Raw genomic sequence first — 24,550 nt, 5'->3', positions numbered from 1 at the left:
CTTGCAATGAATAAACCAACTGAGGCCCGGCAAAGGGCGATACTTAAGCGGCTGGATAAGTTCAGCCGGTTTACCGACAACAGCATTAATATCCCTTTCACGCCATTTAAAATTGGTGCAGAGGCCGTAATCGGTCTGTTGCCGGTTGTAGGCGACGCTGTAGGGCTGGTACTGGCGAGTTATGTGTTGATTGAAGCTCAGCGCGCGGGAGCCAGCAAGAAGGTAAAGCTGCGCATGTTGCGCAACATGGGCGTCGATTTTTTCGGTGGCCTGATTCCCGTAGTGGGGGACGCTTTTGATGCCGTTTTTAAGGCCAATATTCGCAATACGAGGTTACTGAGAAACTACTTGGAAGAGCAGCTCGCCGATGAACCACCCCCGCCACCCTTTCCGTGGAAGGTTCTAATCGGGCTATCCATCTTTTTGGGGGTTGTTACTGCGGGTTTGATGTTTGTTTTTTGAAGTCTCCAAGGGGGCGGCGCTCAAGGCTCGTCTAAGTCCAGCGCCAGCAGCTCTTGCAGCATGCTATAGCTCAGCCCCCAAATGCAGTAGCCCTGATACCGGCAGCATGGAAGCGTTAATGTTCCAAGGGGCGTGCGCCATGGAATTTTGCCTTGATTCTCTTTGGCTGCAAGGTAGTCGAGAGAAATCCACACCATCTGTTGTACTTCGTGGTTTGGCAATACTGTTTCCGGCCCTTGCCACTCGTAAACATAGGGGGTTACTACCATCGGTCGCCAGCGGCTGTGTTGGCGGGTAATAAGGTCTGACAGCCTGAGCTGGAAGCGGCCATGGCTCATCAGGTCGACGCCGGTTTCTTCAAGGGTTTCTCTAACTGCGGCAGCGCGCGGTGTGGCATCCTCTGGTTGCATACGCCCGCCTGGGAAGGCCATGTCACCAGACCAAGGGTCCCCCTCTCGGTGAGCTCGCTGAATGAACAGCAGCTCCACTCCGTTGCTTTCACTTTCTCGATAGATCAATGCCACAGAGGCACGAGCAAGGCGCCGCCGGAAAGGGAGTTTTTTGGGGCGGATCGTCAGCGATTTTCGGTTAGCTTGCCCACGACTCTTTCCGCTCCTGAGTGCCTTCAAGCGAATCAAGGTTTATCCATTCAGCTAGCAGGCGCCCAAAGGCCCTGAAGCTGACCTAGCAGTCCGGATCCAACCCCTTGATCGCCCAAAAAGCCCATCACAATCGGCACAAACTGTTGGATCATGGCGCTATCCATTCCCAATGCTGAGAATGCGGACTGCACGCTATCCATGGATGAGATATTGGATAGCAGGCTTGACCCCATGCTGTTATCGGCACCCAGCAAGCCAGAAAGGCCAGGAGCTTTGGATTTCACCGTGTTCATTGTATCTGCGCCCAGCTGGCTCTTTGCCAGTTGCAACAGTGCACCGGTACCGCCCGCTGCCTGAGTTTCAGTTACGCCGAGGTCGTTCTCAAGCTGACCTAGAAGTTGCTGGGCTTCGCCACTGACCTCTGTAGCGGAAGAGAGCGCTTGTGTACCACTGGCGATGGCTTCATCAAGATTAAACGCCCCAGCGGTAGGGGCTAGAAGGTAAATGCTTGAGACAAAAAGGAACTTCTTGAGAATCTCGTTCATTGTCATGTCCTGCGGTGTGGGGCTGATATCTTTCTATATATTGGGGGCGTGAGGCAAAATAAAAGTGCCGCACTCTTAGACAGGCTAATTTTTTTGTGGCTGGCCTTTCACCCAGATAAAGTGCTCGTAACTTATCGACATCCGCTAGATCTACCCTTGTGCTTCATGCAAACTTACCGCCCTTAACCCATAGAGTAGGAAACAGATAATGTCTGAACTAACACTCAAAGAGCAACTGACCAGCGCGGTAAAAGACGCGATGCGCAGTAAGGATAAACTCCGTCTTGTCACTTTGCGCATGGCTCAGGCGGCCATTAAGCAGATCGAGATTGACGAGCGCCGCGAGCTGAGTGATGAGGATGTCCTGAAAGTGTTGGATAAAATGCTCAAACAGCGTCGAGATGCTGCCACTCAATATGATGATGCCGGTCGTGAAGAATTGGGCGACAAAGAACGAGCAGAAATGGTGATCATTGAAGAGTTCATGCCTGCCGCCCTTTCTGAAGACGACCTGGATGGCCTGATTCGTATGGCGATAAGTTCCACCGACGCCAAGGGAATGCAGGACATGGGCAATGTGATGAATGAGCTGCGCCCTCAAGTGCTAGGCCGGGTGGATATGGGGCATCTGAGCAAGAAAGTGCGTGCTGCGTTGGCCGGTTAATAGATTATCAAGCGACTAGTGTCGGATTTTTATACACGTGTGAGGTCTGTGCGACGCTGCTGTTTAGAGCGATTTGGTTTATGCCATTGTTTTATATCCAATAATTTTTTTTGGTTCGGATATTGCTAATAAAACTATGTCAATGGCATAGAGCCCCATTTGTTTTAAAGCATAACGTCGTACACAAGGAATAAGCACATGAAAACATTAAGTCTAGCCTTAGGAGTGGTCGCACTGACCTTGGCCTCAGCCGCGGCACAAGCTGTGCCGTTTATGTCCAGTATGGGCGACAATTGCGTTGGTTGCTCTCTGTCAGATCAGATCGATCCTCACTATATCGACCCGACGCATCATACCGCTCTAGATGGTGCGGTTTGGATACAAGACACTTCAAGCTGGAACGTTAATAACGCAGGGTACCGCGTTTGGGAAGAAGATCTGAACCAGACGGGCATTGACACAATTATTGACTCATTGTTCGTGTCTTATGACGATACTTTGAAGATTAAAAGTCAAGGCGTCACTCTTTTTGATTCTGCGGATCACTCCATCAGCCAGCCTTGGAAGCAGGTTATAAATGTCTTTGATTATGTGGCGGCGCCATTTCTGATAGCGGGCAATGGCCGATTGAACTTTTGGGTAACGAACAGTGCAGACCACGCCACAGGTGTTATCTGGAAAGGTAATACAACGGCATCGGTATCTGAGCCGGGCACCTTGGCACTGTTGGGTCTTGGCCTAGCTGGTCTAGGATTTGCTCGTCGCAAATCTGCGTCCTAACATCGCATAGAAAAATTGAAGGGAGGCACCTGCCTCCCTTTGTCCATTCTAAATAGACATTAAGCTCTCACGCGAAATCGTATTCTCCGCCCTTTTCAAGCGCTTGTTGGTATGTAGGCCTAGCGTGAACCCGCTTTACCCACTCTGTGATGCTAGGCCGGTTCTTGCCTACGATACCGCGAGCCACTGAGGCTTCCAGCGGAAAGCTCATCTGTATATCCGCAGCGCTGAGTTTGTCTCCAAGAAACCAGGTGTTTTTTGCCAGATGGGACTCAACAAAATCTAAGTGTGTTTTGATCATGGGGCCGATAAACACTTCATTGGTTTTATCGGCAATGCCTTTCGCCACGGGCTTGATAAAAAACGGCATCGGGCTGGTTTTCACCTTTTCAAACACTAACCGCATTACCAGCGGTGGCATCAAAGAACCTTCTGCGTAGTGCAACCAGTAGGTGTAATCCAGCCACGCCTGACTGCCAGCCTCTGGCAGCATAGTGTCTTTACCGTAGGTGTGGGCAAGATACTCGATAATAGCGCCAGACTCTGCCACCACCAGATCACCATCCGTGATCACCGGTGATTTGCCCAATGGGTGTATTTTTTTAAGGCTTGCAGGTGCGAGCATGGTTTTGGTGTCGCGCTCGTAATGCTGGATCTCGTAGGGCACTCCCAACTCTTCCAGCATCCAGAGAACACGTTGTGAGCGAGAGTTGTTGAGGTGATGAACTGTAATCATGCAGAAGCTCCGTTCGCATTCAAAAATGAGTAGGGTTATAGAGTAGTCCGCAAATCGCTTTTTGGTTCACTGCGATTGTGATTTAAGTCGTCAGCTGCGATGACGGCGGTCGAAAACATGGCTTTTTAGGTCTTTGATAATCTCTGGCACTTTCAGAGGCAGAAGTTTTTTGGCGGCTTTGAAAAGATACATAATAACATTTGCCCGTTTGTACCAGAGCACACGTTGAATCTTCTTCATCATGGGGTGATAGCCTTCCATGTATAGCTCATTCACAGATTTGGCGTTGTTAGTGAGGCTATACCGGCTTAAATCCAGCGGCACTACAATATCTGCGTTTTTTAGCTGCTTCCGGGTATTAAAATCGATGGCGATGTTGATGGCATTGCTGATGACATCAAATGTATCTTCTGGTTTTTGGTATCGGCTTACATGGCTCAAATCAACGGCTACAGTGATGCCCGCGCCCATTTGGGCCAATGGAGAAATTGGAACATTTTCAACCAGTCCGCCATCTACCAGAATCCGGCCACCCACCTCCACCGGTACAAACAAGCCGGGTACTGCCATGGATGCGCACACAGCGTCTGCAAGATTCCCTTCCCTAAATATCAGTTGCTCGCCGGTTTCGATATCTGTGGCGCAAATGGCCAGAGGAATGCTGGCATCTTCAATTCGGCAATCCCCCAGATCTCGGTGAATCATGTCCCGAATGGCCTGCGTGCTGAACAGGCCGCCACGCTCCAAAGTAAAGTTGAGAATCTTGGATAGATTTAGAGCGGAACCAATGGAAAGGATAGAGTCCACCGGGCGGCCGAAAGCGTAATAACTGGCGACCAATGCCCCTACGCTGGTGCCCGAAATGCAGTGAATCCGTATCTGCTCTTCCTCAAACGCCTTCAAAACACCTATGTGAGCAATGCCTTTGGCTGCACCGCCCCCAAGGGCTAGACCAATACGGGTATTAAAGGGATTGAGCTTCATGCATAACGGCCTGTTAGGACTTCGGTTCAGAGAGGAAAGTTCGGGCCGATTCTAACAGATTTGGCAGGGGTCTCAGTTCAGCATTTTGAAGTTTTAGGCGACCGGTTTTGCCAAGAACTCTTCAAATGCTGCAGCGGGCAGGGGGCGGGAGAAGAAGTACCCTTGGCCGTGATCACAGCCGATTTCCAACAGTAGGTGTCGCTGAGCCTGAGTTTCTACACCCTCAGCGATAACGTGAAGGCCAAGCCTGTGAGCCATCATCACAATGGCTTCAGAAAGCACCAGGTCGTTCTGGTCTGTTTCGAGATTCTGAATAAAAGACTGGTCAATTTTGAGGTAGTCAATATCGAACCGCTTGAGATAAGACAGCGCTGAATAGCCCACGCCAAAGTCGTCAATAGCAACCTGAATGCCTGCATCCCGGAACCGAAGTAGCTTTTCCTTAACGTCATCGCTGGCATTCAGAAGCAGCCCCTCGGTGATTTCGATACTTAGATGCTTCGCATCCAACCCAATTTCACTCAGGTGGTGCAGCCAGTCTGCAATACTCAGTGCGTCACTTTGAAATTGCACAGGCGAAACATTCACTGATATCTGTAACCCGATATCGTATAACTCACACCAGCGCTTTGCCTGAGCGGCAGCCTCTCTAAATACCCAGTCGCCGATTTTGACAATTAACCCAGACTCTTCCGCCAGAGGAATAAACTCGGCCGGGCTGATCATTCCGCGCTCTGGATGATTCCAGCGTATTAAGGCTTCAGCTTTGCAGACATTCCCGTTCGCAAGATCAATTATGGGCTGGAAGTGGAGCTCGAACTGCCGGTTCTCAACGGCTGAGCGCATATCATGCAGCAATTTAAGGCGGTTCTGAGCTTCATCGTGTAGTGATTGGGTAAAGTAAGCAAGGCGGTTTCGCCCTGATGTCTTCGCGGCGTACATAGCCTGATCGGCGTTACTGATTAACTGAAATGCCTCTGCGGCGTCGTTTGGACAGAAAGTGATGCCAGCGCTGGCCTGAACATAAATTGTTTCATTATTAATAGTGTAAGGTTTTGCCAGCACACGAATGATCTGCTCGGCCACCTTTTCACCGTCGAGCGTATTTTCAAGCCGGGGGAGGATAACGGTGAATTCGTCGCCACTCATGCGAGCGACCGTATCTGAATCCCTCACACAACTGTTAATTCTAACGGCTGCTTCCACCAACAACTGGTCGCCTACTGGGTGTCCGAGTGTGTCGTTAACATCTTTAAAGTGGTCGAGGTCAATAAACAACAGCGCTAGCAATGAATCTTGGCGTAGCGACTTGCGAATTTCTTGCTCCAAGCGGTCTTGAAACATATACCGGTTTGGTAAGTTGGTCAGGAAGTCGTAGTTTGCTTGGCGCCAAATCAGTTCGTCCGAGCGCACCTTACCAGTGATGTCCGAACCTATCACCACGTGCCTCTGGATATCACCGTTTTTATTTCGAATAACGTTAATGGTGAGCCACGAAGGAAAGGCCTCGCCATTTTTGCGGCGATTCCACACCTCGCCTTGCCAAAATCCCTGCTGGGCCACTTCTTGCCAGATCGCCTGAAAAAACTCGGCGTTGTGGCGGCCGGAGTGGAGAATGGAGGGGTCTTTGCCACGTGTGTCTTCAAGAGTGTAACCGGTGACTTTGGTAAAGGCAGGGTTGATTGCAACAATACGGTTGTGGGTGTCGGTAACCATCACGGCTTCCGAGCTGTTGCGGTAGATGGAAGACGCGAGATGAAGTTCTTCCTGAGCGTGTGCCCGCTCAATAGCGATCCCAACAAGATTGGCGGCGCTCTCAATCAAGGCGATTTCTTGCGTGTCTGGAGCGCAGGGTTCCTTGCGGTAGATCGCGAAGGTGCCCAAGACGTTACCAGACGCCGCATGTATCGGTTCCGACCAGCAAGAGCCGAGACCCGCCTCGGCGGCAAGGCCTTTAAAGTTCTCCCAGTAAGGGTGGGACGCGATGTCTTCGACAACCGTGCGCTTTCCGGTAAAGGCTGAGGTGCCACAGGAGCCAACGCCTATGCCAATGCTCACGCCATTGATGGCTTCGGTAAAAAAGCTGGGTAAAGAGGGCGCTGCACCATTGAACAGGTGTTTTCCTTCATCGTCCATAAGAAGAATGGAACACATGGAGTTTGAGTAAATGGATTCGACCGACTCGATAACCTGCGACATGATTTCTTCTAATGAACCGCCTCGCGCGACTTTTTCCAGCGTTTGCCGTCGCATTTGTTCACGCCGTGCGGCCATTTTGCGGAACGAAACGTCTTCAATCAGCGCTACCGCATAATCGAAACTGCCGTCAGCATGTCGAACTGCGCGCACAGCTAAATGAGTATCGAGAAAATAACCGGATTTGTGGATAAACCGCTTTTCAACGGATAGCTCATCAGCCTTGCCTTCGACCAGTTGCATGTAGCGAGCGTGACTGAACTCTATATCATCGGGATGGATAACATCCGCCCATGTTGTGGCCATCAGCTCTTTAGCTGTATAACCGAGCATGTCACACAGTGCTTGATTGACTTCAATCCAGCCTTTCGCTGGACTGGAGGCCGCCATACCAAACATGGAGCGCTCAAAATAGGCTCGGAAGTGTTGCTCGCTGGAGCGCAGTGCTTCCAATGCGTTGCGGCGCTCGCTCTCTCGATCAAAACTGTCGAATGCGAAGGTAATGTTGAGAGCCAGTTCATTGAGAAGGGCGGTTACCTCACGGTCGAAAAAACCGCCATCCACATGAAAAGCCGACAAAACACCAAAAGGCTGGCCCCCCCGTTTAACGGGAAATTGTGCAGTCGCTAGGGGGGCGTGATCTTTCAGGTCGGCAATTCCAATCCAGCTGAATTGGATACCGCAGACATCGTTGGCAATTTTGCACACCAAAGGAAGTAACGCATCTTCATAACGTGTTCGGATGATGGCTTGGTTGATTTCGTTCAGAGCACGATATACGAGGGCCAGTCTTTGGGCGCGCGAAACTGAAGGCGCATCTTCATCGGCACCTGAGCTTGGTTTTGCTTGATCGGCCTCGCTGTTAGAAGATGAAGTCACAATGCTGCTCGCTGTGGCCCGAAATTGATCGATGTTTATCTTAAGAGTGTTAAATCTTTTTATGCAAAGTACAAGTAAATTACGGGGAAGGCCTGTTTATAGTTCAGGCGTTTCGCACCGGTTTGATAGATGACAGGGTCTACTATGGATAAGATGCATATTGATATCGTTTCTGACATTGCTTGCCCTTGGTGTGCTATTGGCTACGCTCGTTTAAAGCTCGCAATGGAGCAGTTGTCGGCAAATTATGAATTTACAGTTCAGTGGCATGCATTTGAGCTGAACCCGGATAACAGCGGTGATGGTGAGCCTATTTTGCCGGCTTTGGCGCGCAAATATGGGCGGAGCGAGGAAGAGTTGCGCGCAACTCAAGATCAGATGATGGCTATCGCCAAAGGGCTGGGACTGAATTTTGAAAAGATTCAGGAGCGACTTGTCTGTAATACCTTTGATGCCCACCGGTTGGTTAAATGGGCGGGTGAGCAGGAATGTCAGACCGAGTTGAAGCAAGCATTGTTTGAAGCCTATTTTGGCAGGGCCGAGAATGTGGCCGATCACGATGTTCTACTCGGGTGTGTTGAGGCCCTTGGGCTGGAGGTGGAAAAAGCCCGGGAAGTATTGAACTCAGACCAATACGCGGTTGCCGTGCGCAAGGATGAAGCCACTTACCAGAAGGCGGGCGTCTCAGCTGTTCCAGCATTTATTGTTAACGGCAAGTATCTTATTTCCGGCGCTCAGGAACCCGATACTCTGGTGCAGGCGTTGCAGGAGATGGCAGAGTCTGATTAAAAAAGCCTGAAAAGAGATCTGCTAAGCGAGATTTTAACACCACGTAATTAAGGTCGCCTTGTATGACGGAACTCAAGCAAATTGCTGGCCTTGCGCCGAGCCAGCTTCTTAATATCGAAGGCCACTTAGAGCGTTGCTACATCCAGCCTAAAAAACTGCCGGGTGCACTGACTCTGGTTGCTCGGCGAGGAGAGATTGCTTATGTGAAGGCTCAGGGGCTAATGGATGTGGAGCGCAACAAGCCTGTCTGCCGGGACACTGTTTTCCGCATATACTCCATGACAAAACCGATCACATCGATTGCCATGATGCAGCTCTACGAGCAAGGCCGGTTTTTACTGGACGACCCGGTACACAAGTACATTCCGGCTTGGAAAAATCTGCGGGTTTATAAAAGCGGTCTCTATCCCGAGTTTTTGACGACACCCGCAGCCAGCCCCATGACGATTCGCGACCTGTTCACGCATATGTCTGGCCTGACCTACGGGTTTATGAATCGGACCAATGTTGACGCTGCTTATCGAGAGTTAGGGCTTGATGGTAGCAGGGACCTGACCATGGAGGCGCTGGTTGATCAGTTGGCGGAGCTGCCCTTGGAGTTTTCGCCGGGTACGGCTTGGAACTATTCCGTCAGCACCGATGTGCTAGGGTATCTGGTGCAGTTGTTGTCTGGTCAGCCGTTTGACGAGTATCTGCGAGAGCATATCTTTGACCCCCTAAACATGGCAGACACTGGTTTCTATGTCCGTGGTGATCAGCTTGATAGATTCGCTGCCTGTTATGTTTACCAGCCCGGCGATCAGTTCAAACTGCAGGATGATCCGGTAACTTCTCCTTTTCGGCATAAGGGTCGATTCCTGTCTGGCGGTGGCGGGTTGGTTTCTACCATTGATGACTACTTCCATTTTGCTCAGGCCCTGTGTCAGGGCGGGGAGTTCCAAGGACAGCGGATCATAGGGCGTAAAACCTTCGAGTTCATGCGCCATAACCATCTGCCGGGCAATCAAGATTTGCCGGGCCTTTCAGTGGGCGCCTTTAGCGAGACACCTTATGCCGGAAGTGGTTTTGGTCTGGGCTTTTCTGTAAAAACAGACGTGGCCAAATCACAGGTTAACGGGTCTGTGGGCGAGTATGGTTGGGGGGGCTTGGCAAGTACCAACTTTTACATTGATCCCGTTGAGGAATTGGTCGTGATCTTTATGACGCAACTGATTCCTTCGTCCTCTTACCCTATCCGGCAGGAGTTGCGGGCTATCGTTAATGGAGCCTTGGTGTGACTTATTGGCGCCTTCTGGCGAAGTCAGAAGAGGTTTCCGCCCTTGTGGTCTATCTGGCATCGGGCGAATCCAGTTACTCTCCGGGTTCTGAGTATGTGGCTGATGGCGGCTTAACTGCGCAGTAACGCTCTGAGATAGTTGTGAGCTCGTCAATATGAAAAGCAACTCTGTGACTAGCTCACTTCCTCCCTACGAAGCCTATCAAGCCGCGCTGGTTTCCGGCTTTGAATACGACCCCGCCCAACAACATGCGGCTATATGTTTGCAGCGCTGCTATGAGCAGCTTCAAGTCGGGCATCCTGATATTCAGGGTGTCTATCTTTGGGGGCCTGTAGGGCGCGGAAAAACCTGGCTTATGGACCGTTTTCACCAGTCGCTTACCGTGCCGGCGCGTCGGCAGCACTTTCATCATTTTATGCGCTGGGTGCACCGGCGCCTGTTTCAGTTAACCGGGCAAGAAGACTCGCTTGGCCTTCTTGCGCGAGAGTTGGCCGCTGAAGCGCGGGTGCTGTGTCTGGATGAGTTGTTCGTCAGTGACATTGGTGATGCCGTGTTGCTGGGTGGCTTGTTTCAGCAGCTTTTCGCTCAGGGTTTGGTTCTGGTTGCCACGTCTAACCAGCCACCGGATGACTTGTACAAAGACGGCTTTAATCGTGAGCGACTATTGCCTGCCATTGATGCTCTAAAACAGTATATGCAGGTAGTGAGCGTGGATGGTGGCCAGGATCACCGGCTTCACCCTGGCGAGCGTAAACAGCGTTATTGGGTTGACCAGCCGCAGGCTCTGGAAGCCGCATTTGCGGAGTTGCTTTGCGAGGGTGAGCAGGTAAACAGTGAGCCCCTTCGCTTGGGCCACAGCGATATCAGAGTGGTCCAACGCAGCGAACATGCGCTTTGGTGTCGCTATGAAGACCTATGTGAGCGGAAGCTTGCGGCGCAGGATTTTATAGAACTTTGTGATCGTTTTGCCTACGTGTTTTTGAGTGAAGTTCCACAACTTACTGGAGGTGGGCAGCAAAAAGCCATCGCTCGAGGCACTGAAGACGGCGTGACTCAAGTTGAGGCTGGAGATCGCCAGTTGCCAGCATTGACCCATCTGGATGATGGCGCGCGCCGGTTTATTGCTTTGGTTGATGAATGTTACGACCGTGGCATTCCACTTTATCTCGACGCTGCGGTGCCGTTGTGTGAACTCTACAGTGTGGGCGCACTGGCTTTTCCGTTCCGCCGCACTTTGAGTCGCTTGCAGGAGATGCAGTTGCAGCGATTTGGCCAGGCAGGTCACTAGTCTGGGTGCATGCTATTTTCGTTAAGAATTTGCGAGACTGTGTTAAATTTGTAGATGACATCGAGCGTATTATCGCCAAAGATCCAGCCCGGAGCTCGAACACTATGCCCAGTAATAACTCATGAGTATAAAAATAGATAAAGGGCAAAAGGAACATGCGGTCAGCCTAGGGAGTGACCAACTCATTAGAACCATCATAGATGATGCGCCAAATATGATGGGGTATTGGGGAAGAGATTTACGCTGTCGCTTTGCGAATGCTGCATACAGCCAATGGTTTGGTATACCGCCCGAAAAGATTATAGGGATGCGGTTTCAAGACTTGGTAAGCGAGCAATTGTTCAAACTGAATGAGCCCCATATACGCGGTGCCTTGGCAGGAGAGCAGCAGCGTTTTGAACGCACGTTAAACAAAGCTGATGGAAGCGTTGGGCACATCATCGGGCATTACATTCCGGATGTGGACGCCGATGGGGTGGTCAGGGGCTTCTCAATACAAGCCAATGAAGTAACCGTCCTCAAGGAAATTGAGGCGAAACTCAAACTGGCTGCGCGCGTCTTTGAGAATACACTTGATGGTATTCTGATCACCGATACCTGCGGCACGATTCTGTCGGTTAACCCTGGCTTCACTGAAATCACGGGCTACACAGCTGATGAGGCTGTCGGACAAACCCCTCGCATTCTGCAATCCCAACAACACGATCAGCCATTTTACGCCGCTATGTGGGAAGAAATAGAAGCCTGTGGCCGTTGGCATGGCGAGATCTGGAATCGTCGTAAAGATGGAGAGCTCTACTTACAACGTATGACGATCAGCATGGTGCCTGATGACTCTGGCATACCAGAGCGGTACGTATCGGTATTCAGTGATATTACGGCGCTTTGGCGTAAAGATGAGCACATTAAACATCTGGCATTTCACGATGCTTTGACCGACTTACCGAACCGCACGTTATTGATGGACCGGATTGACCAGCAGCTACTTCATTCCAAACGGGACCAGACTCACTTTGCACTGATGTTTCTAGATCTTGACGGGTTTAAGCGGGTTAATGATCAGTTGGGGCATAACGTTGGGGACGATCTATTAAAAAGTGTGGCGAAACGGCTTCTGGCGCTGGTGCGTAGATCGGACACTGTGGCCCGCGTGGGTGGCGACGAGTTTATCTTCATCCTTAATAATCCGCAGGGAAAGGATGAAATCACCCAAGTGGCGGACCGCATCGTCAGCTCAATTAATGAGCCAGTAGAGATTCTCGGCGACCTGCTTCAGGTGGGAGTGTCCATCGGCATTGCCATGTACCCTGCAGGAGGAGACACATCTGTTGATTTAATAAGAAATGCCGATACAGCAATGTATGCAGCCAAAAGTTCAGGCACGAACAATATCCGCTTTTTCTCAGCTGATTAATGCTAACCAAAACCACTCACCCGCGCGCGACGAACTATTGGCGCGTCGCGCGCTAGGTTTACATATACACGCCGCCGTTTACGTTAATCTGCTGGCCGGTAATGTAGTCCCCTTCCGTCGCTAGGAATACCACAGCACGTGCAATTTCGTCTGGCTGTCCAAATCGACCCATGGGCACCCTTGCAACGATCTTCTCGCGGATGTTCTCGGGTATCTGGGCGACCATTTCTGTATCGGTGAAGCCGGGCGCTATGGCATTCACTGTAATGTTGTACTTTGCCGTTTCCAGTGCCAAGGTTTTGGTAAACGCAATTACGCCAGCCTTGCTGGCTGCGTAATTCGCCTGCCCGAAGTTGCCGGACTGGCCGACAAAAGAACTGATATTGATAATGCGCCCGTATTTCTGCTCTAACATGATGTTTAGCACTTCGGAGCAGGTTGCGAATACGCTTCCCAGATTGGTATCCAGAACATCGTCCCAGTCATCGTCCGTGAGCTTTTTCATCGTCTTGTCTCGGGTGATACCGGCGTTGTTCACCAGAATGTCGATGCGCCCCCATTGTTTATTAACCTCCCTGATGACGCCGCGCGCCTCCGGCTTATTGGCCAAATTGGCTTGGATGGCCATTGCCCGGACACCGATCTCTTCAAGTTCTTTGATAACGTCTTCTGCATCCGATTGGCGTGAGCGATAGTTGATTGCGACATCGGCGCCGCGCTGGGCAAGTTTAAGTGCAATGTGTCGCCCGATGCCACGTGATCCACCGGTAACGATGGCAACCTTGCCTTTGAGGTCTTGCATGACACTCTCCTTGGGATATTAACCCTTGTCTCGCTTGTCTATTGTTGTTTGAGATAGGTCACATCCACACAAGACTTGTTGTGAGGAAGGCCTAATCTCAAGCTAGCAGAGACCTATCTGACTCGCTATGTGCCAAGTCAAAAACGAGTCACGCGGCGCGAATGAAACTCCGTAGTTTCGGTGCAATGGATTCCCTCCATTGGCTGCCGTTGAAAACACCATAATGGCCAACACCTGACTGAAGGTGATGCAAGCGGCGGATTTGTGGCACATTGATACATAAATCGTGGGCCGCCTGAGTTTGGCCCGGGCTGGAGATGTCGTCTTTTTCGCCTTCAATCGTCATCAGTGCAGTGCTTCGTATTGCGGCAGGATTCACTGTGCGCCCACGGTATGTGAAGCAGCCTCGTGCTAGCGCAAACTCCTGAAAAACTCGCTGAATGGTGTCTAAATAATAGGGTGCCGGAAGGTCCATCACTGCCAGATATTCGTCATAGAAGTCGCGGTGACGATTTACCTTGTCAGTCTCATTGTCGCGGATGGATCTGAACAGCCCGCGGTAGGCATCAACATGGCGGTCGAGGTTCATGTTCACAAACCCGGCTAGCTGTAGGAATCCCGGGTAAACCATGCGTAAGGCGCCAGGGTAGGGGGCGGGAACCGGGTGAACGAGGTTAGTTTTGAACCAGGACAGTTTGTGCTTGGTGGCCAGTTTGCAAGGCGCGGTGGGGTCAATTCGGGCATCGATCGGGCCGCTCATCAGCGCTAGCGAACGGGGTGCCGAAGGGTGGCCATCCTCGGCCATGATGGCAGTTGCTGCGAGTGCTGCTACTACGGGCTGACACACTGCCAGAACATGGGTGTTTGGCCCGATATGGCTAATGAAATCTATGATGTAATCAATGTAATCGTCGAGACCAAAATCGCCTTCCGATAAAGGAACCAGACACGCATCGCGCCAATCGGTGATGTATACGTCGTGCTCCGGCAGCATGGCCTCCACGGTGCCGCGCAGCAGTGACGCAAAGTGGCCCGACAACGGCGCGATAATCAGCAGTTTCGGGTCATCGGGTCGTGCTACATCACGCTTGAAATGCTTGAGCTGCGCAAACGGTTTGCGCTTTACAATGGTTTCATGAACGGCAACTTCTTTGCCGTCACACAGGGTAGTGGGCAGATTGAAAGCAGGTTTCGAGTAGCGACGGGTCAGGTCGCCAAACACCCCATAGGCGGAGGCAACGCTGCGCGCTCCGGGCATTAGGGATAGTGGGTTTTGTGGGTGTTGGAGCAGGTTGCTTTGAGCCTTGGCTAGCATACGTACTGGTTTCAGCGCGGCGCGGCCGATCTCGTAAGCAAAGTACATCATGAGCTTATCCTACTTTAGTGCTGGGTTGTGGCGTCGTCCCAGTGAGCCTTTGGCAATCCTTGATCTCCACATTATCACGTTTTTGCTGAACCGGTTCCGACAACAAACGTAGCTTGCGCTCTTGGCTGCAGATAATGTACTTATGCCCCTCCCCAAATTTATCGAGCTCCGGTTTTTATGACTACCTATTTCATTCAGGCTTTCATTTATCTTGTGGCTGCGGTGATTGCAGTGCCATTGGCGAAGCGCTTTGGTTTGGGCTCCGTGCTGGGTTACTTAGTTGCCGGCGTTGTAATCGGGCCAGTCATGGGGCTTGTGGGACAGGAAGCCAGCACTATTCAGCACTTCGCCGAATTCGGTGTTGTCATGATGCTGTTCCTGATCGGTATGGAGATTGACCCCAAGGCGCTTTGGGCGATGAGGGTTCGGCTTTTGGGGCTTGGTGGGCTTCAGGTGACCTTAACGGCTGCGGCCGGAATGTCGATAGCTTGGTGGCTTGGACTGCAATGGCAGACGGCATTAACCGTTGGGCTTATTTTCGCTGTGTCATCCACTGCTATTGTGCTGCAAACGTTGGATGAAAAGGGCCTGTCGAAAACGGAAGGCGGGCGGAATGCCTTTTCTGTCCTGCTGTTCCAGGACATCGCGGTTATTCCCATGCTTGCCTTGATTCCTTTATTGGCGTTGCCGGGTTTAATGGGTGGTAGCAGTGCTGAGTCACCCGCCGATGCAGGGCTTAGCCTTGTTTCTGGTTTACCGGGTTGGGCTCATGCCTTGGTTGTGGTGGGTGCAGTCGCTGCGGTTATTGTTGGCGGCTATTTCCTAAGCCGACCACTGTTCCGTTATGTGGTGAAGTCGGGGCTGCGGGAGGTTTTCACGGCCACGGCATTGATGCTGGTAATCGGCATTGCTGCTCTGATGAGTGTGGTGAACCTGTCCCCAGCTTTGGGTGCTTTTTTGGCCGGTGTGGTTTTGGCCAACAGTGAATTCAGGCATGAACTAGAAGCCAACATTGAACCGTTCAAGGGTTTGTTGCTTGGCCTATTTTTTATCACCGTGGGCGCCGGTATCAACTTCGAGGTGTTGGTGGCTGAGTGGGTCACTGTTGTTTCACTGGGTGTCGCAGTGATTGCAGTAAAGGCTTTGATCCTGCTGGCTCTTGCCCGGCTGTTTGGTATTCGTAGCAGCAACGGCTGGCTATTTACGCTGGGTTTGGCGCAGGCAGGCGAATTCGGTTTTGTGTTACTTACCTACAGCGTTCAAAGCCATGTGATTTCGCAAGACATCGCTCAAGTTCTCTCGCTGGTTGTTGCCCTCTCCATGTTCCTCACGCCGCTACTATTTATTGTTTACGACCGAGTTGTGTTGCCCCGATATCGGCGCTCCAAGAACGATGAGCGAGACGCCGACATCATTGATGAGCAGGGCCCAGTTATTGTGGCTGGGGTAGGGCGGTTTGGGCAGATAATTTGCCGCTTACTAAGGGCGAACAATATTCCTATTGTTGTGCTAGACCACGAACTCGAACAGATCGAAAATGTTCGCCAAATCAACATCAAGAGCTTTTTTGGCGATGCCAGCCGCCCCGACCTGTTGGAAAAAGCAGGCATCGAAAAGGCTCGCTTGCTAGTTGTAGCGATTGACGACCGGGACCGCTCGGTAAAGATGGTGGAGCATGTGAAAAAGTTTTTCCCGGGTGTTTGGGTGCTGGCCCGTGCCTTTGACCGTGGCCACGGCTACCAGCTTCGGGAGGCGGGTGCTGACGATGTAATGAGCGAGACCTACCATTCCGCTCTCGAGTTGGGAGGCCATGTGCTGACGGCTATGGGGGTGCACCCGATGCGCGCGAAGCAAATGACTTGGGCATTTGTGCAAAATGAGAAGGCCCATGAGGAGGAGTTATTCGAAGCTTGGAAGGAGATTGAGCAAGGCATTAAGTTTAGCCCGCGCTATGGCGAGCTGTTTATGAAGCTTGAAGAAGCGCTGAGCAGTTCTATGCACCGAGAGTGGAATGAACCCAAACCAGAGGATGTTCCAATTTGGGTTCCGCCGGAACATCACTGATCAATGCTTGAAGTTCCGGCTCGGAGCTATTTTGGCCGATGCATCTGAAACTTGTTTTTGGCACCCACGGTGAAGTAGTCGGCTGGCCCTCCGCCTCGCATGACGGGTTCGGCGGCAGCCGTATCGAAAACCCCATCCCTGAGTAGGTGCTGGGCGATATGCACACCGACCACTTCACCGAATACCACCCAAGTCTCGACCTTCTCGCCATCGACGCCAGCAAGCTGGAGTATCTGAGTGACCCGGCATTCAAAAGAGGCCGGACTTTCTGCCACATGGGGCACGGAGATAACCCGAGAAGGCTTTGGCGTTAGGCCAGAGAGTGCAAATTCATCCACGTCCGGACCCACAGCAGCACAAGTCTCGTTCATTGCCTCGCTTAGTGAGCGGGTAACCAGATTCCAGCAGAACTCGCCCGTATCCTCGGCATTACGAACAGAATCTTTGTAGCCGATGCTGGAAAATCCGATGAGGGGCGGATGGTAGTTGAAGGCGTTAAAGAAGCTATAGGGTGCGAGATTAAGCACGTTATCCCGGCTCTTCGATGATATCCAGCCTATGGGGCGCGGCGCTACCAAAGCGTTGAATGGGTCATGAGCAAGCCCATGCCCGTTAGAAGGTTCATAGAAGTGAATGTTATCGGGCATAAGGTGCTCCTGAACAAAGGCATACCGGTAATATACGCTCACTGCCGCACGCTTGCGAAACTTCACAATACACACGGATTGTTTACAGTTATGGCCATCAAGGGATAGCCTGTAGCCACCGCGTTCCAACTCAAATAGCCATGTATTTGAATGGAATAACGCCGACCATACTCGTCACCAAAGGAACCTTCGTGATGCCATCTTCCACATCCGATTTCAATCTAGTGCCCGCGCTTGTGGCGATTGCCATCGGGGTTGCGATCTGGTTTATCCCAACGCCGGAGGGTGTTTCTGGTCAGGGCTGGCTGATGCTGGCCATATTTGTAGCGACAATTGCAGCCATCATTGGCAAGGCCATGCCGATTGGTGCGATCTCGATTGTTGCGATTACGGTAGTGGCCGTTAGCGGCGTTACCAGCGACAATCCCGGCGCATCGATTCGTAATGCCTTGGGGAGTTTTAATAATTCTCTGATCTGGTTGATAGCCATAGCGATCATGATTTCCCGAGGGCTGATAAAAACCGGGTTGGGTGAGCGCATTGGCTATTACTTTATCGCCACTTTTGGCAAAAGAACCCTAGGTATTGGGTATGGCCTGGCCCTTTCTGAACTTGTCATTGCGCCGGTTACGCCCAGCAATACAGCTCGTGGTGGCGCTATTATTCATCCGATTATGCAGTCTATAGCTCAAAGTTATGGCAGTACACCAGATAACGACAACACCCCAAAAATTGGCAAGTATCTGGCACTGGTGAATTACCATGCCAACCCCATTACATCGGCTATGTTCATAACCGCCACTGCACCGAATCCCCTAACCGTAAAACTGATTGCTGACGCTACTGGCGCTGCGATCAGTTTGAGCTGGATGACCTGGGCTCTCGCTATGCTGTTGCCTGGCCTCGTTGCTATTGCGCTTATGCCTCTGGTGATTTATCTGATGTATCCGCCGGAGATCAAAGCCACTCCCGATGCGGTTAGTTTCGCCCGTGAACGTTTGGAGCGATTGGGTAAATTAACCCGAGATGAGCTTATAATGTTGGGAGTCTTTGTTGTTTTACTGCTGCTGTGGGCAGACGTACCCGCGTGGATTTTTGGAGCTTTTTTTAAGCTGAATGCAACCACAACCGCTTTTGTAGGTCTATCGATTCTGTTGGTAACGGGCGTGTTGAATTGGAAGGATGCACTTTCCGAGAAAAGCGCTTGGGATACGCTTGTTTGGTTCGGCGCGCTGGTAATGATGGCCACCCAGTTGAATGAGCTGGGGGTGATTGCTTGGTTCTCTGATGAAATACAAGAGCAAATAGTCAGCACTGGTCTGGCTTGGCCAGCCTCAACAGCTATTCTAGTTTTGGTATTTCTGTATTCTCACTACTTCTTCGCCAGCACCACTGCCCATATCACGGCGATGATGGGTGCTTTCCTAGTGGTTGGTCTCGGCCTTGGCGCGCCACCCATGGCTTTCGTGCTGATGATGGCAGCCACCTCGTCCATAATGATGACGCTGACCCATTACGCTACCGGCACATCGCCAGTTATCTTCGGCTCAGGTTATGTAAGTTTGAGCGAATGGTGGAAAGCTGGGTTCGTGATGAGCCTAGTAAATCTGGCTGTATGGGTGGTGGTAGGCGGGCTTTGGTGGAAGCTTCTGGGCTATTGGTGAAGTTCCGGTTGGTGAGGCGCCGGTAGTTGCACGCTTTGGTGATTACTGGCTAATTAGGCTCGGATGCTGGGTTCACACGACGGTAAAACGCCTCCAATATGCTGTAGGTACCAAATGCGAACAGTCCGACGGCGACCAATGCCATCAGTGGCGTACCGAAGGGCTGCTGGCGGAATGTATCGAATACTTCTGCGATGCCGCCAGCTTCTTCAGGATTGAGGTGATAAGCCGCCATAAGAAAAAACGTGCCAGTGACCATGAACACCAATCCGCGAGACATTAGCCCGAATCGGCATATTGGGTAGGCCCAGCGTTGAGTGTTATGTGGCATGTCAAAGTGGCGGTCAAATTGTGCTCTTGCGCCTTTGACACCGTGAGCCACACCTGCGGAGATCATCACTAGGCCAACGGCGCCAACCAACCACCGCCCATACGGCTGTGTCATCAGCCAGCTCGCAGTATTTGCGGAGCCGCCACCGCTTGAGTCGTTGCCGCCCAACGTCAAAACCAACTTGATTGCGAATACCGCAAGAAGCATGTGGGTTATCGCGCTTATTGCCAGACTCGTTCGAATAGTGAGGCCCTTCGGGCTTTTTCCGTGGTGGTCGGTATCTGTGAATGCTTGCACGCACCGCCATAACGCATAACTTATGAGGCCCAGAGCTAAGATGCCAAGCAGCACATGGCCCATGGGCGCCGTTAGTAATTGCGCTAGCGCTCCCTTGCTGCCAGTGGTTTTGCCGCCCTGATCAATAGCGGCCAGCGTAGCAAGCCCACCGATCAACAAGTAGACAATACCTCTGGATGCATAGCCAAGGCGTGCAACCAGAGTGAGCAGGTGTTCAGGAGCCATTGTCGTTAACAGTTGCGAATGCAACTTGGCAGATGTGGTGTAGGCCGCAGCAAATGAGGGAGGCTTTTATCATGATCACGCCTTTTATGATTGTTGCGTTCAGTCTACTATCCCAGAAGATGTTTGCGTAACCTTTGCACGCGTATCCACTTGGTAAAATGCAACTTAGCGATAACCCATGGCTGGCCTGATGATTAGCTTGATTAAACCTGCCTCGGCGGTGATAGAGCGTGTTTAAAACCCGGATAAAGTTCCCTGTTGTTACTGTCACCCTCGTATTGGCTGCGTTGCTTTATGTTATTTGGGATCAAACCCGCGAGCGGCCCGAACCGGTTGACGCAGGCCGCTTTACCGACCTTCAGAATAATCCGGTAAAGCTCAGCACAACTGTGGATTGGGTGATCACGCAAGTCCCCTCATTCTGTGAACAGGCCTCCGACCAGAGCGAAAAAGCTCAAGTGAGTTGTGTTGAGTCAGCACAGACACGCACTTCAACCTGCCGGCGGGGTGTGTATGACCGCTTCCCGAGCGTTGTGGCCTCAGAAGCGGTTTTTCGGGATATTTCGATTACGTTGATTAACTGCCTTGTTCAGGCTCCATCATCTTAGCACTCCTCACCTTAACACTACCGGCACTCGGTGATACCCGCCAACCGGCGCTACTTCCCGCTCTAGCGGTTGGTCCTCTGCCAGTTCAATTGCCTGCAGTGAAGTGAGCATAGTTTGTAATGCAATCCTGAGCTCCCATGTGGCCAGCAGGCGGCCCGGGCAGACGTGCTTGCCTGCACCGTAGAGCAGGTTATTCGCTGCATTGCCGTCAGGGTCAAACCGGCTGTTGTCAAAGACAGATTCATCGCGGTTGGCAGATGTCCAGTTCAGCTTTACTTTTGCGCCACTGGGAATATCCCGGCCACCGATATGAACGGGGCAGGTGGTTACACGCCGGTTGGACACAAACGGATTGTCGAGACGAAGAATTTCATCAATGATCGCTTCTACTTCTGTGTTGGAAGCACTTCGTATCCGCGCAATAAGGTCAGGATGTTGCGCCAGATGTGCGATGAGCACGCCGACACAGAGAGCGATCGAACCCAAATCTCCACCTGTCCAGTTGCGCAGAATTGAAACCAACTCTGCTTCTGTCAGTTCACGGCCATTCACCGTCTCCCGGCATAGCTTTGTCGTCAAATCGTCAGGAGCGCTTGCGTCAGCAGCACGCCGTGGCTGGATAACTGAACGAATAATTTCATCAAACTGCTCGGCAACATCTGCCATCAGGGCGTTGTCGCCAGAGCGGGTGGCGGCATGGTTTTCCTTCATCCAGATCAGGAGTTTTGGTTCTAAATCTGCCGGCCATCCTAGCCAGGCGCACTGGGCGCGAACGGCGAACACGGCGCCTATGTCATTAACGGCATCCAGTACTTCACCCTTGGGTAGCTCCGCGACCAACTGGCGAGCGACGCGTGTGAAAACGGGAACGAATGGCTCCACCGCTTCCCGGGTAAGATACCGTTCGATCACATTTCGGAAGAGGGTGTGCTCCTCTCCATCAAGCCCGTTCGGCACTTGCAAGTAGCGAGACACCTGGCTGGAAAACCGCTCGTGATCCAGAGCAGCGGCCAAAACGTCGGCGTGCCGAAGCAGCACCCATTCACCTTTGATGTTTCGCACGACAGGATGTTTGGGGCGCAACTCATCAGTGTAGGCCCTCAAATCACGGCCAGCTGCGGATAAATCATCCGGCATGTGGTCTGTCATATTGACTCCTTTTCCATCAACAATAGCTTGCCTGATCAGCATACCCGCAATTGCTTGAATCAAAAATGCGAAAGGACAAGAGCTGTCAGGCGTTGCGCTAATTGCCGGCGATCTGCGTGAGCTCACGGCAAAATTATCACTGTGCTTGCAGGAGTGACTTCAGTGCCAATACAGCCGCTTTGATCTCGCGCTCGCTGGCGCTGGCAAAACCCATCACCAGGCCGCTTCTCGTGTCCTCCCCGATAAAATGAACGCTCAAGGGTGTGCTGCCAAACCCCTTGGTCCTTAGCTTTTGGCTCATGTCGGCATCGTCGAATTCGCCCTCCAGAACCAGATGCATGCCGGCACTCTCCGCCACCGGTGTGACCAGCCCGCCCAGTTCCGATAGCACAAGCTGTTGGAAGTATGTCCACTTCTCCTTGTAGAGCTGCCGCATGCGTCGCAGATGACGGGTGAACTGCCCGCTTGCAATGAATTCCGCTATGGTTGCCTGAGTAAGCAGTGGCGTTTCACCGCCGGTAACCCGCTTGGCCCACAGGAACGCCTCCACCATGGGTTCGGGCACAACCAGATAGCCCACTCGCAAGCCGGGAAGCAGAGTTTTGCTGAAACTTCCTACGTAAAGAACGGGTGCGTTGTCGAATAACCCCTGAATAGCGGCGAAGGGTTTGTTGTGAAAGTGGAATTCGCTGTCGTAGTCGTCTTCGATAATCCAGGTCTGATTACGCTGTGCCCATTGAACCAGAGCCATACGCTGTGCAATATCCAGAATTCCGCCCATGGGGTATTGATGCGTGGGCGTGCAGAATAACAGTTTGGCAGGGCCCATATCCGCAAGTGCATCCACATCCAGCACCTGGCCTTTCAAGGGCACGGGCAATAACGGGTTGCCGTAACGCCCCAGCGCGTAACGGGCTCCGCGATAACCCGGATTCTCGCAGAACACTTGGTCACCAGTTTTAAGCAGTACATCCGCAATCAGAGACAATGCCTGCTGTGCACCGTTGGTAATGATGATTTGATGCTCGTGGCAGCGCACCCCACGGGACTCCCGTGCATATTCCGCAACGGCTTTTCTCAGGGGTTGATAGCCTTGAATGCAGTCATACCCTCTGAGCAGTCTGCGGCTTTCCTGATGATGCAGGATCCGGTTCCAGCTGCGGATCGGGAAGGCATCCAGGTCTGGCAGGCCGGGCTGAAAGGGCAGATTGGCGTCTTCTCCTAGCCGCATGCTGTGTCTTGGCACAGTGGGCAAAGGTGGCAGTGGCTCAGCATTATTTGGCGCGTGCGAGGGCGTCTGGTCCGGTTTGTTCAGGCTGGCGCGGATATCCTCGTTGACGAATACGCCTTTGCCCGGACGGCTTAGCAGAAAGCCTTCTGCTTTTAGCTGGTCGTAAACTGCATTTACGGTATTTCTGCTCACCCCAAGATCGGTTGCCAGTTGCCTGCTGGATGGCAGTTGGCTGCCAGGCAGGTAGCGCTGGTTAATGATGCGCTGGGATAGCTGCCGGTACAGTTGTTGTTGCAGCGGAGTGGCGGAGTCCAAACGAATATCGTTAATCACTTTGTCTGGCCCTATTGAAAATCATAATCTGGATCTTTTGATGGTATCAGATGTTTTCTTTAATAGCGGGGTACTTAACGAAAGGAAACTATGATGTCTTTGAAGGAAATCGACCCCGTTGCAATGTCTTCTCTTTCCTGTTGCCCGCGCAGCCAGGTGAAACGGGCCGCTAAACGCGCAAGCTATGAACGCGCCGATGCCTATGCCCTGATCGACCGGTTAAAGACGGCCCACGTTGGGTTTGTAGAGGAAGGAGAACCCAGAATTATTCCACTTACGGCCTGGCGTCTGGGGGATGATCTTTATCTGCATAGCTTGAGCGGCGGTCGTGTGTGCAAGCAGCTGGAATCCGGAGCGCAGCTGTGTATCTCGTTTGCGGTAACTGAGGAGTGGGTGATGAGTAAATCAGCCTACCACCACAGCGCAAACTACTCATCGCTGGTGTTGTTTGGAAAGGCCGTGCGAGTGGTGGATGACGGTGCATTTGACGATGCATTCAAGGCAATTATCAACCAGCTTTCACCAGGGCGTTGGGATCAGGTTCGTGCGCCCAGCGCCAAAGAGCGTATAGCAACGGCCCTGTTCCGCGTGCCCATTGAAGAAGGTGCGTTTAAAAGCCGGACTGGCGGGCCTAATGAGGAGCCGGAGGATATGGCGCTGCCTGTGTGGCATGGTACGCAAGCGGTTTAAGCTGCAGTGGAGTCGTTTAAAATGTACTGTGCATGCTGAACCGGAAGCCTTATTGACCAAAAAGGAGTGCCCATGCGTATTTGCGGTGTTGAATTGAGCGGAAGCGATGCGGTGGTGTGTTTGCTGAACCTAGACGCAGGGCAGTTCAGCCTGCCGGATACCAAGGTTCGCAAAATCACCTTGAAGAAGAATCACACCCGTGAGGATCTTCAGGCATTCCAGGCGTCTTTTTCAGCGTTTCTGGCAGAGCACGATGTGAAAAAAGTGGCCATCAAAGAGCGTATGCCCAAAGGCAAGTTTGCCGGTGGTGCCATCAGCTTCAAAATGGAAGCAGCTCTTCAGTTGATGCCAGAGTCGGATGTTGAGGTGGAATTGCTTTCGTCAGCAACCATCAAAGCGACACTGTCTGCCAAGCCGCTGCCCATTCCTTTTGCAGAAACAGGCTTGAAGGTATTTCAGGAAACGGCGTTTGTTGCGGCTTATGTGGGGCATCTGGCGAAGTAGCCAGTGCCCTTCGCCAGATCAAA

At 52.0% G+C, this 24,550-nt stretch carries 24 protein-coding genes; 13 read left to right on the top strand and 11 right to left on the bottom strand.

Going from position 1 to position 24,550, the window contains the following annotated elements; genetic code table 11:
• Positions 1-6: 6 nt before the first annotated feature.
• Positions 7-462 carry a DUF4112 domain-containing protein gene (locus MWU62_RS03685; protein WP_247113585.1) on the top strand — a complete coding sequence of 152 codons (456 nt, stop codon included), beginning with the start codon at positions 7-9 and terminating at the stop codon, positions 460-462.
• A gap of 20 nt (positions 463-482) precedes the next feature.
• Here the strand turns inward: MWU62_RS03685 and MWU62_RS03680 are convergent, their stop codons facing one another.
• Together MWU62_RS03680 and MWU62_RS03675 are read right to left on the bottom strand one after the other, a co-directional pair.
• Positions 483-1,100 carry a CoA pyrophosphatase gene (locus tag MWU62_RS03680; RefSeq protein ID WP_247113584.1) on the bottom strand — a complete coding sequence of 206 codons (618 nt, stop codon included), beginning with the start codon at positions 1,098-1,100 and terminating at the stop codon, positions 483-485.
• Between the two features lie 11 nt (positions 1,101-1,111).
• Positions 1,112-1,609 (bottom strand): DUF2780 domain-containing protein, encoded by a 498-nt coding sequence (locus MWU62_RS03675; protein ID WP_247113583.1) that lies wholly within the window; start codon positions 1,607-1,609, stop codon positions 1,112-1,114.
• A gap of 208 nt (positions 1,610-1,817) precedes the next feature.
• Here MWU62_RS03675 and MWU62_RS03670 point away from each other — a divergent pair, with 208 nt between their 5' ends.
• On the top strand, positions 1,818-2,273 hold the full coding sequence (locus tag MWU62_RS03670) for a GatB/YqeY domain-containing protein (protein WP_247113582.1): 456 nt from the start codon (positions 1,818-1,820) through the stop codon (positions 2,271-2,273).
• A 198-nt stretch (positions 2,274-2,471) separates the two neighbouring features.
• Positions 2,472-3,053: a PEP-CTERM sorting domain-containing protein gene (locus MWU62_RS03665; RefSeq protein ID WP_247113581.1), complete on the top strand. Its 582-nt coding sequence runs from the start codon at positions 2,472-2,474 to the stop codon at positions 3,051-3,053.
• A 67-nt stretch (positions 3,054-3,120) separates the two neighbouring features.
• On the opposite strand, the gene MWU62_RS03660 is transcribed toward MWU62_RS03665, so the two are convergent.
• From MWU62_RS03660 to MWU62_RS03650, 3 genes are all read right to left on the bottom strand, one after another.
• Positions 3,121-3,789 (bottom strand): glutathione S-transferase, encoded by a 669-nt coding sequence (locus MWU62_RS03660; RefSeq protein ID WP_247113580.1) that lies wholly within the window; start codon positions 3,787-3,789, stop codon positions 3,121-3,123.
• A 90-nt stretch (positions 3,790-3,879) separates the two neighbouring features.
• Positions 3,880-4,773 carry a patatin-like phospholipase family protein gene (locus tag MWU62_RS03655; RefSeq protein ID WP_281494779.1) on the bottom strand — a complete coding sequence of 298 codons (894 nt, stop codon included), beginning with the start codon at positions 4,771-4,773 and terminating at the stop codon, positions 3,880-3,882.
• A gap of 93 nt (positions 4,774-4,866) precedes the next feature.
• Entirely contained in the window at positions 4,867-7,848 is a 2,982-nt protein-coding gene (locus tag MWU62_RS03650; RefSeq protein ID WP_247113579.1) for an EAL domain-containing protein, read from the bottom strand.
• Positions 7,849-7,992: 144 nt separating this feature from the next.
• On the opposite strand from MWU62_RS03650, the gene MWU62_RS03645 reads away from it, so the two are divergent.
• From MWU62_RS03645 to MWU62_RS03630, 5 genes are all read left to right on the top strand, one after another.
• Positions 7,993-8,637 (top strand): DsbA family oxidoreductase, encoded by a 645-nt coding sequence (locus MWU62_RS03645; protein ID WP_247113578.1) that lies wholly within the window; start codon positions 7,993-7,995, stop codon positions 8,635-8,637.
• Positions 8,638-8,699: 62 nt separating this feature from the next.
• Positions 8,700-9,914, top strand: coding sequence for a serine hydrolase domain-containing protein (locus tag MWU62_RS03640; protein WP_247113577.1), 1,215 nt, complete (start codon positions 8,700-8,702; stop codon positions 9,912-9,914).
• Complete coding sequence (locus MWU62_RS18905) at positions 9,911-10,039, top strand: hypothetical protein (protein WP_281494778.1); 129 nt, start codon at positions 9,911-9,913, stop codon at positions 10,037-10,039. The genes MWU62_RS03640 and MWU62_RS18905 overlap by 4 nt, the downstream gene beginning before the upstream one ends.
• Before the next feature lie 29 nt (positions 10,040-10,068).
• Positions 10,069-11,202: a cell division protein ZapE gene (gene zapE, locus MWU62_RS03635; protein ID WP_247113576.1), complete on the top strand. Its 1,134-nt coding sequence runs from the start codon at positions 10,069-10,071 to the stop codon at positions 11,200-11,202.
• A 121-nt stretch (positions 11,203-11,323) separates the two neighbouring features.
• Entirely contained in the window at positions 11,324-12,616 is a 1,293-nt protein-coding gene (locus MWU62_RS03630; RefSeq protein WP_247113575.1) for a sensor domain-containing diguanylate cyclase, read from the top strand.
• Between the two features lie 58 nt (positions 12,617-12,674).
• Here the strand turns inward: MWU62_RS03630 and fabG are convergent, their stop codons facing one another.
• Both fabG and phaZ read right to left on the bottom strand, forming a co-directional pair.
• Positions 12,675-13,418: a 3-oxoacyl-[acyl-carrier-protein] reductase gene (fabG, locus tag MWU62_RS03625; protein ID WP_247113574.1), complete on the bottom strand. Its 744-nt coding sequence runs from the start codon at positions 13,416-13,418 to the stop codon at positions 12,675-12,677.
• 148 nt (positions 13,419-13,566) lie between these two features.
• Complete coding sequence (phaZ, locus tag MWU62_RS03620; RefSeq protein WP_247113573.1) at positions 13,567-14,784, bottom strand: polyhydroxyalkanoate depolymerase; 1,218 nt, start codon at positions 14,782-14,784, stop codon at positions 13,567-13,569.
• Positions 14,785-14,961: 177 nt separating this feature from the next.
• Here phaZ and MWU62_RS03615 point away from each other — a divergent pair, with 177 nt between their 5' ends.
• Positions 14,962-16,848 (top strand): monovalent cation:proton antiporter-2 (CPA2) family protein, encoded by a 1,887-nt coding sequence (locus tag MWU62_RS03615; protein WP_247113572.1) that lies wholly within the window; start codon positions 14,962-14,964, stop codon positions 16,846-16,848.
• A 26-nt stretch (positions 16,849-16,874) separates the two neighbouring features.
• Here the strand turns inward: MWU62_RS03615 and MWU62_RS03610 are convergent, their stop codons facing one another.
• Complete coding sequence (locus MWU62_RS03610; RefSeq protein WP_247113571.1) at positions 16,875-17,495, bottom strand: flavin reductase family protein; 621 nt, start codon at positions 17,493-17,495, stop codon at positions 16,875-16,877.
• Positions 17,496-17,689: 194 nt separating this feature from the next.
• Here MWU62_RS03610 and MWU62_RS03605 point away from each other — a divergent pair, with 194 nt between their 5' ends.
• The gene (locus MWU62_RS03605) at positions 17,690-19,159 is read left to right on the top strand and encodes a DASS family sodium-coupled anion symporter (protein ID WP_247113570.1); all 1,470 of its coding nucleotides are present in this window, start codon (positions 17,690-17,692) and stop codon (positions 19,157-19,159) included.
• A gap of 49 nt (positions 19,160-19,208) precedes the next feature.
• Here MWU62_RS03605 and MWU62_RS03600 read toward each other — a convergent pair whose 3' ends face one another.
• Entirely contained in the window at positions 19,209-20,012 is an 804-nt protein-coding gene (locus MWU62_RS03600) for a DUF1206 domain-containing protein (protein WP_247113569.1), read from the bottom strand.
• A gap of 230 nt (positions 20,013-20,242) precedes the next feature.
• Between MWU62_RS03600 and MWU62_RS03595 the strand changes: the two genes are divergently transcribed.
• Positions 20,243-20,620: a hypothetical protein gene (locus MWU62_RS03595; protein ID WP_247113568.1), complete on the top strand. Its 378-nt coding sequence runs from the start codon at positions 20,243-20,245 to the stop codon at positions 20,618-20,620.
• A 6-nt stretch (positions 20,621-20,626) separates the two neighbouring features.
• Here the strand turns inward: MWU62_RS03595 and MWU62_RS03590 are convergent, their stop codons facing one another.
• Positions 20,627-21,769 (bottom strand): cytochrome P450, encoded by a 1,143-nt coding sequence (locus MWU62_RS03590; protein ID WP_247113567.1) that lies wholly within the window; start codon positions 21,767-21,769, stop codon positions 20,627-20,629.
• A gap of 136 nt (positions 21,770-21,905) precedes the next feature.
• Entirely contained in the window at positions 21,906-23,333 is a 1,428-nt protein-coding gene (locus MWU62_RS03585; protein WP_247113566.1) for a PLP-dependent aminotransferase family protein, read from the bottom strand.
• Between the two features lie 90 nt (positions 23,334-23,423).
• Here MWU62_RS03585 and MWU62_RS03580 point away from each other — a divergent pair, with 90 nt between their 5' ends.
• Both MWU62_RS03580 and MWU62_RS03575 read left to right on the top strand, forming a co-directional pair.
• Positions 23,424-24,023 carry a pyridoxamine 5'-phosphate oxidase family protein gene (locus MWU62_RS03580; RefSeq protein ID WP_247113565.1) on the top strand — a complete coding sequence of 200 codons (600 nt, stop codon included), beginning with the start codon at positions 23,424-23,426 and terminating at the stop codon, positions 24,021-24,023.
• A 72-nt stretch (positions 24,024-24,095) separates the two neighbouring features.
• The gene (locus MWU62_RS03575; RefSeq protein WP_247113564.1) at positions 24,096-24,527 is read left to right on the top strand and encodes a DUF3010 family protein; all 432 of its coding nucleotides are present in this window, start codon (positions 24,096-24,098) and stop codon (positions 24,525-24,527) included.
• Positions 24,528-24,550 lie beyond the last annotated feature (23 nt).

It is taken from the genome of Marinobacter sp. S6332, from assembly GCF_023016045.1.
GTDB lineage: Bacteria > Pseudomonadota > Gammaproteobacteria > Pseudomonadales > Oleiphilaceae > Marinobacter.
This window is presented reverse-complemented; position numbering and strand designations above follow the sequence as displayed.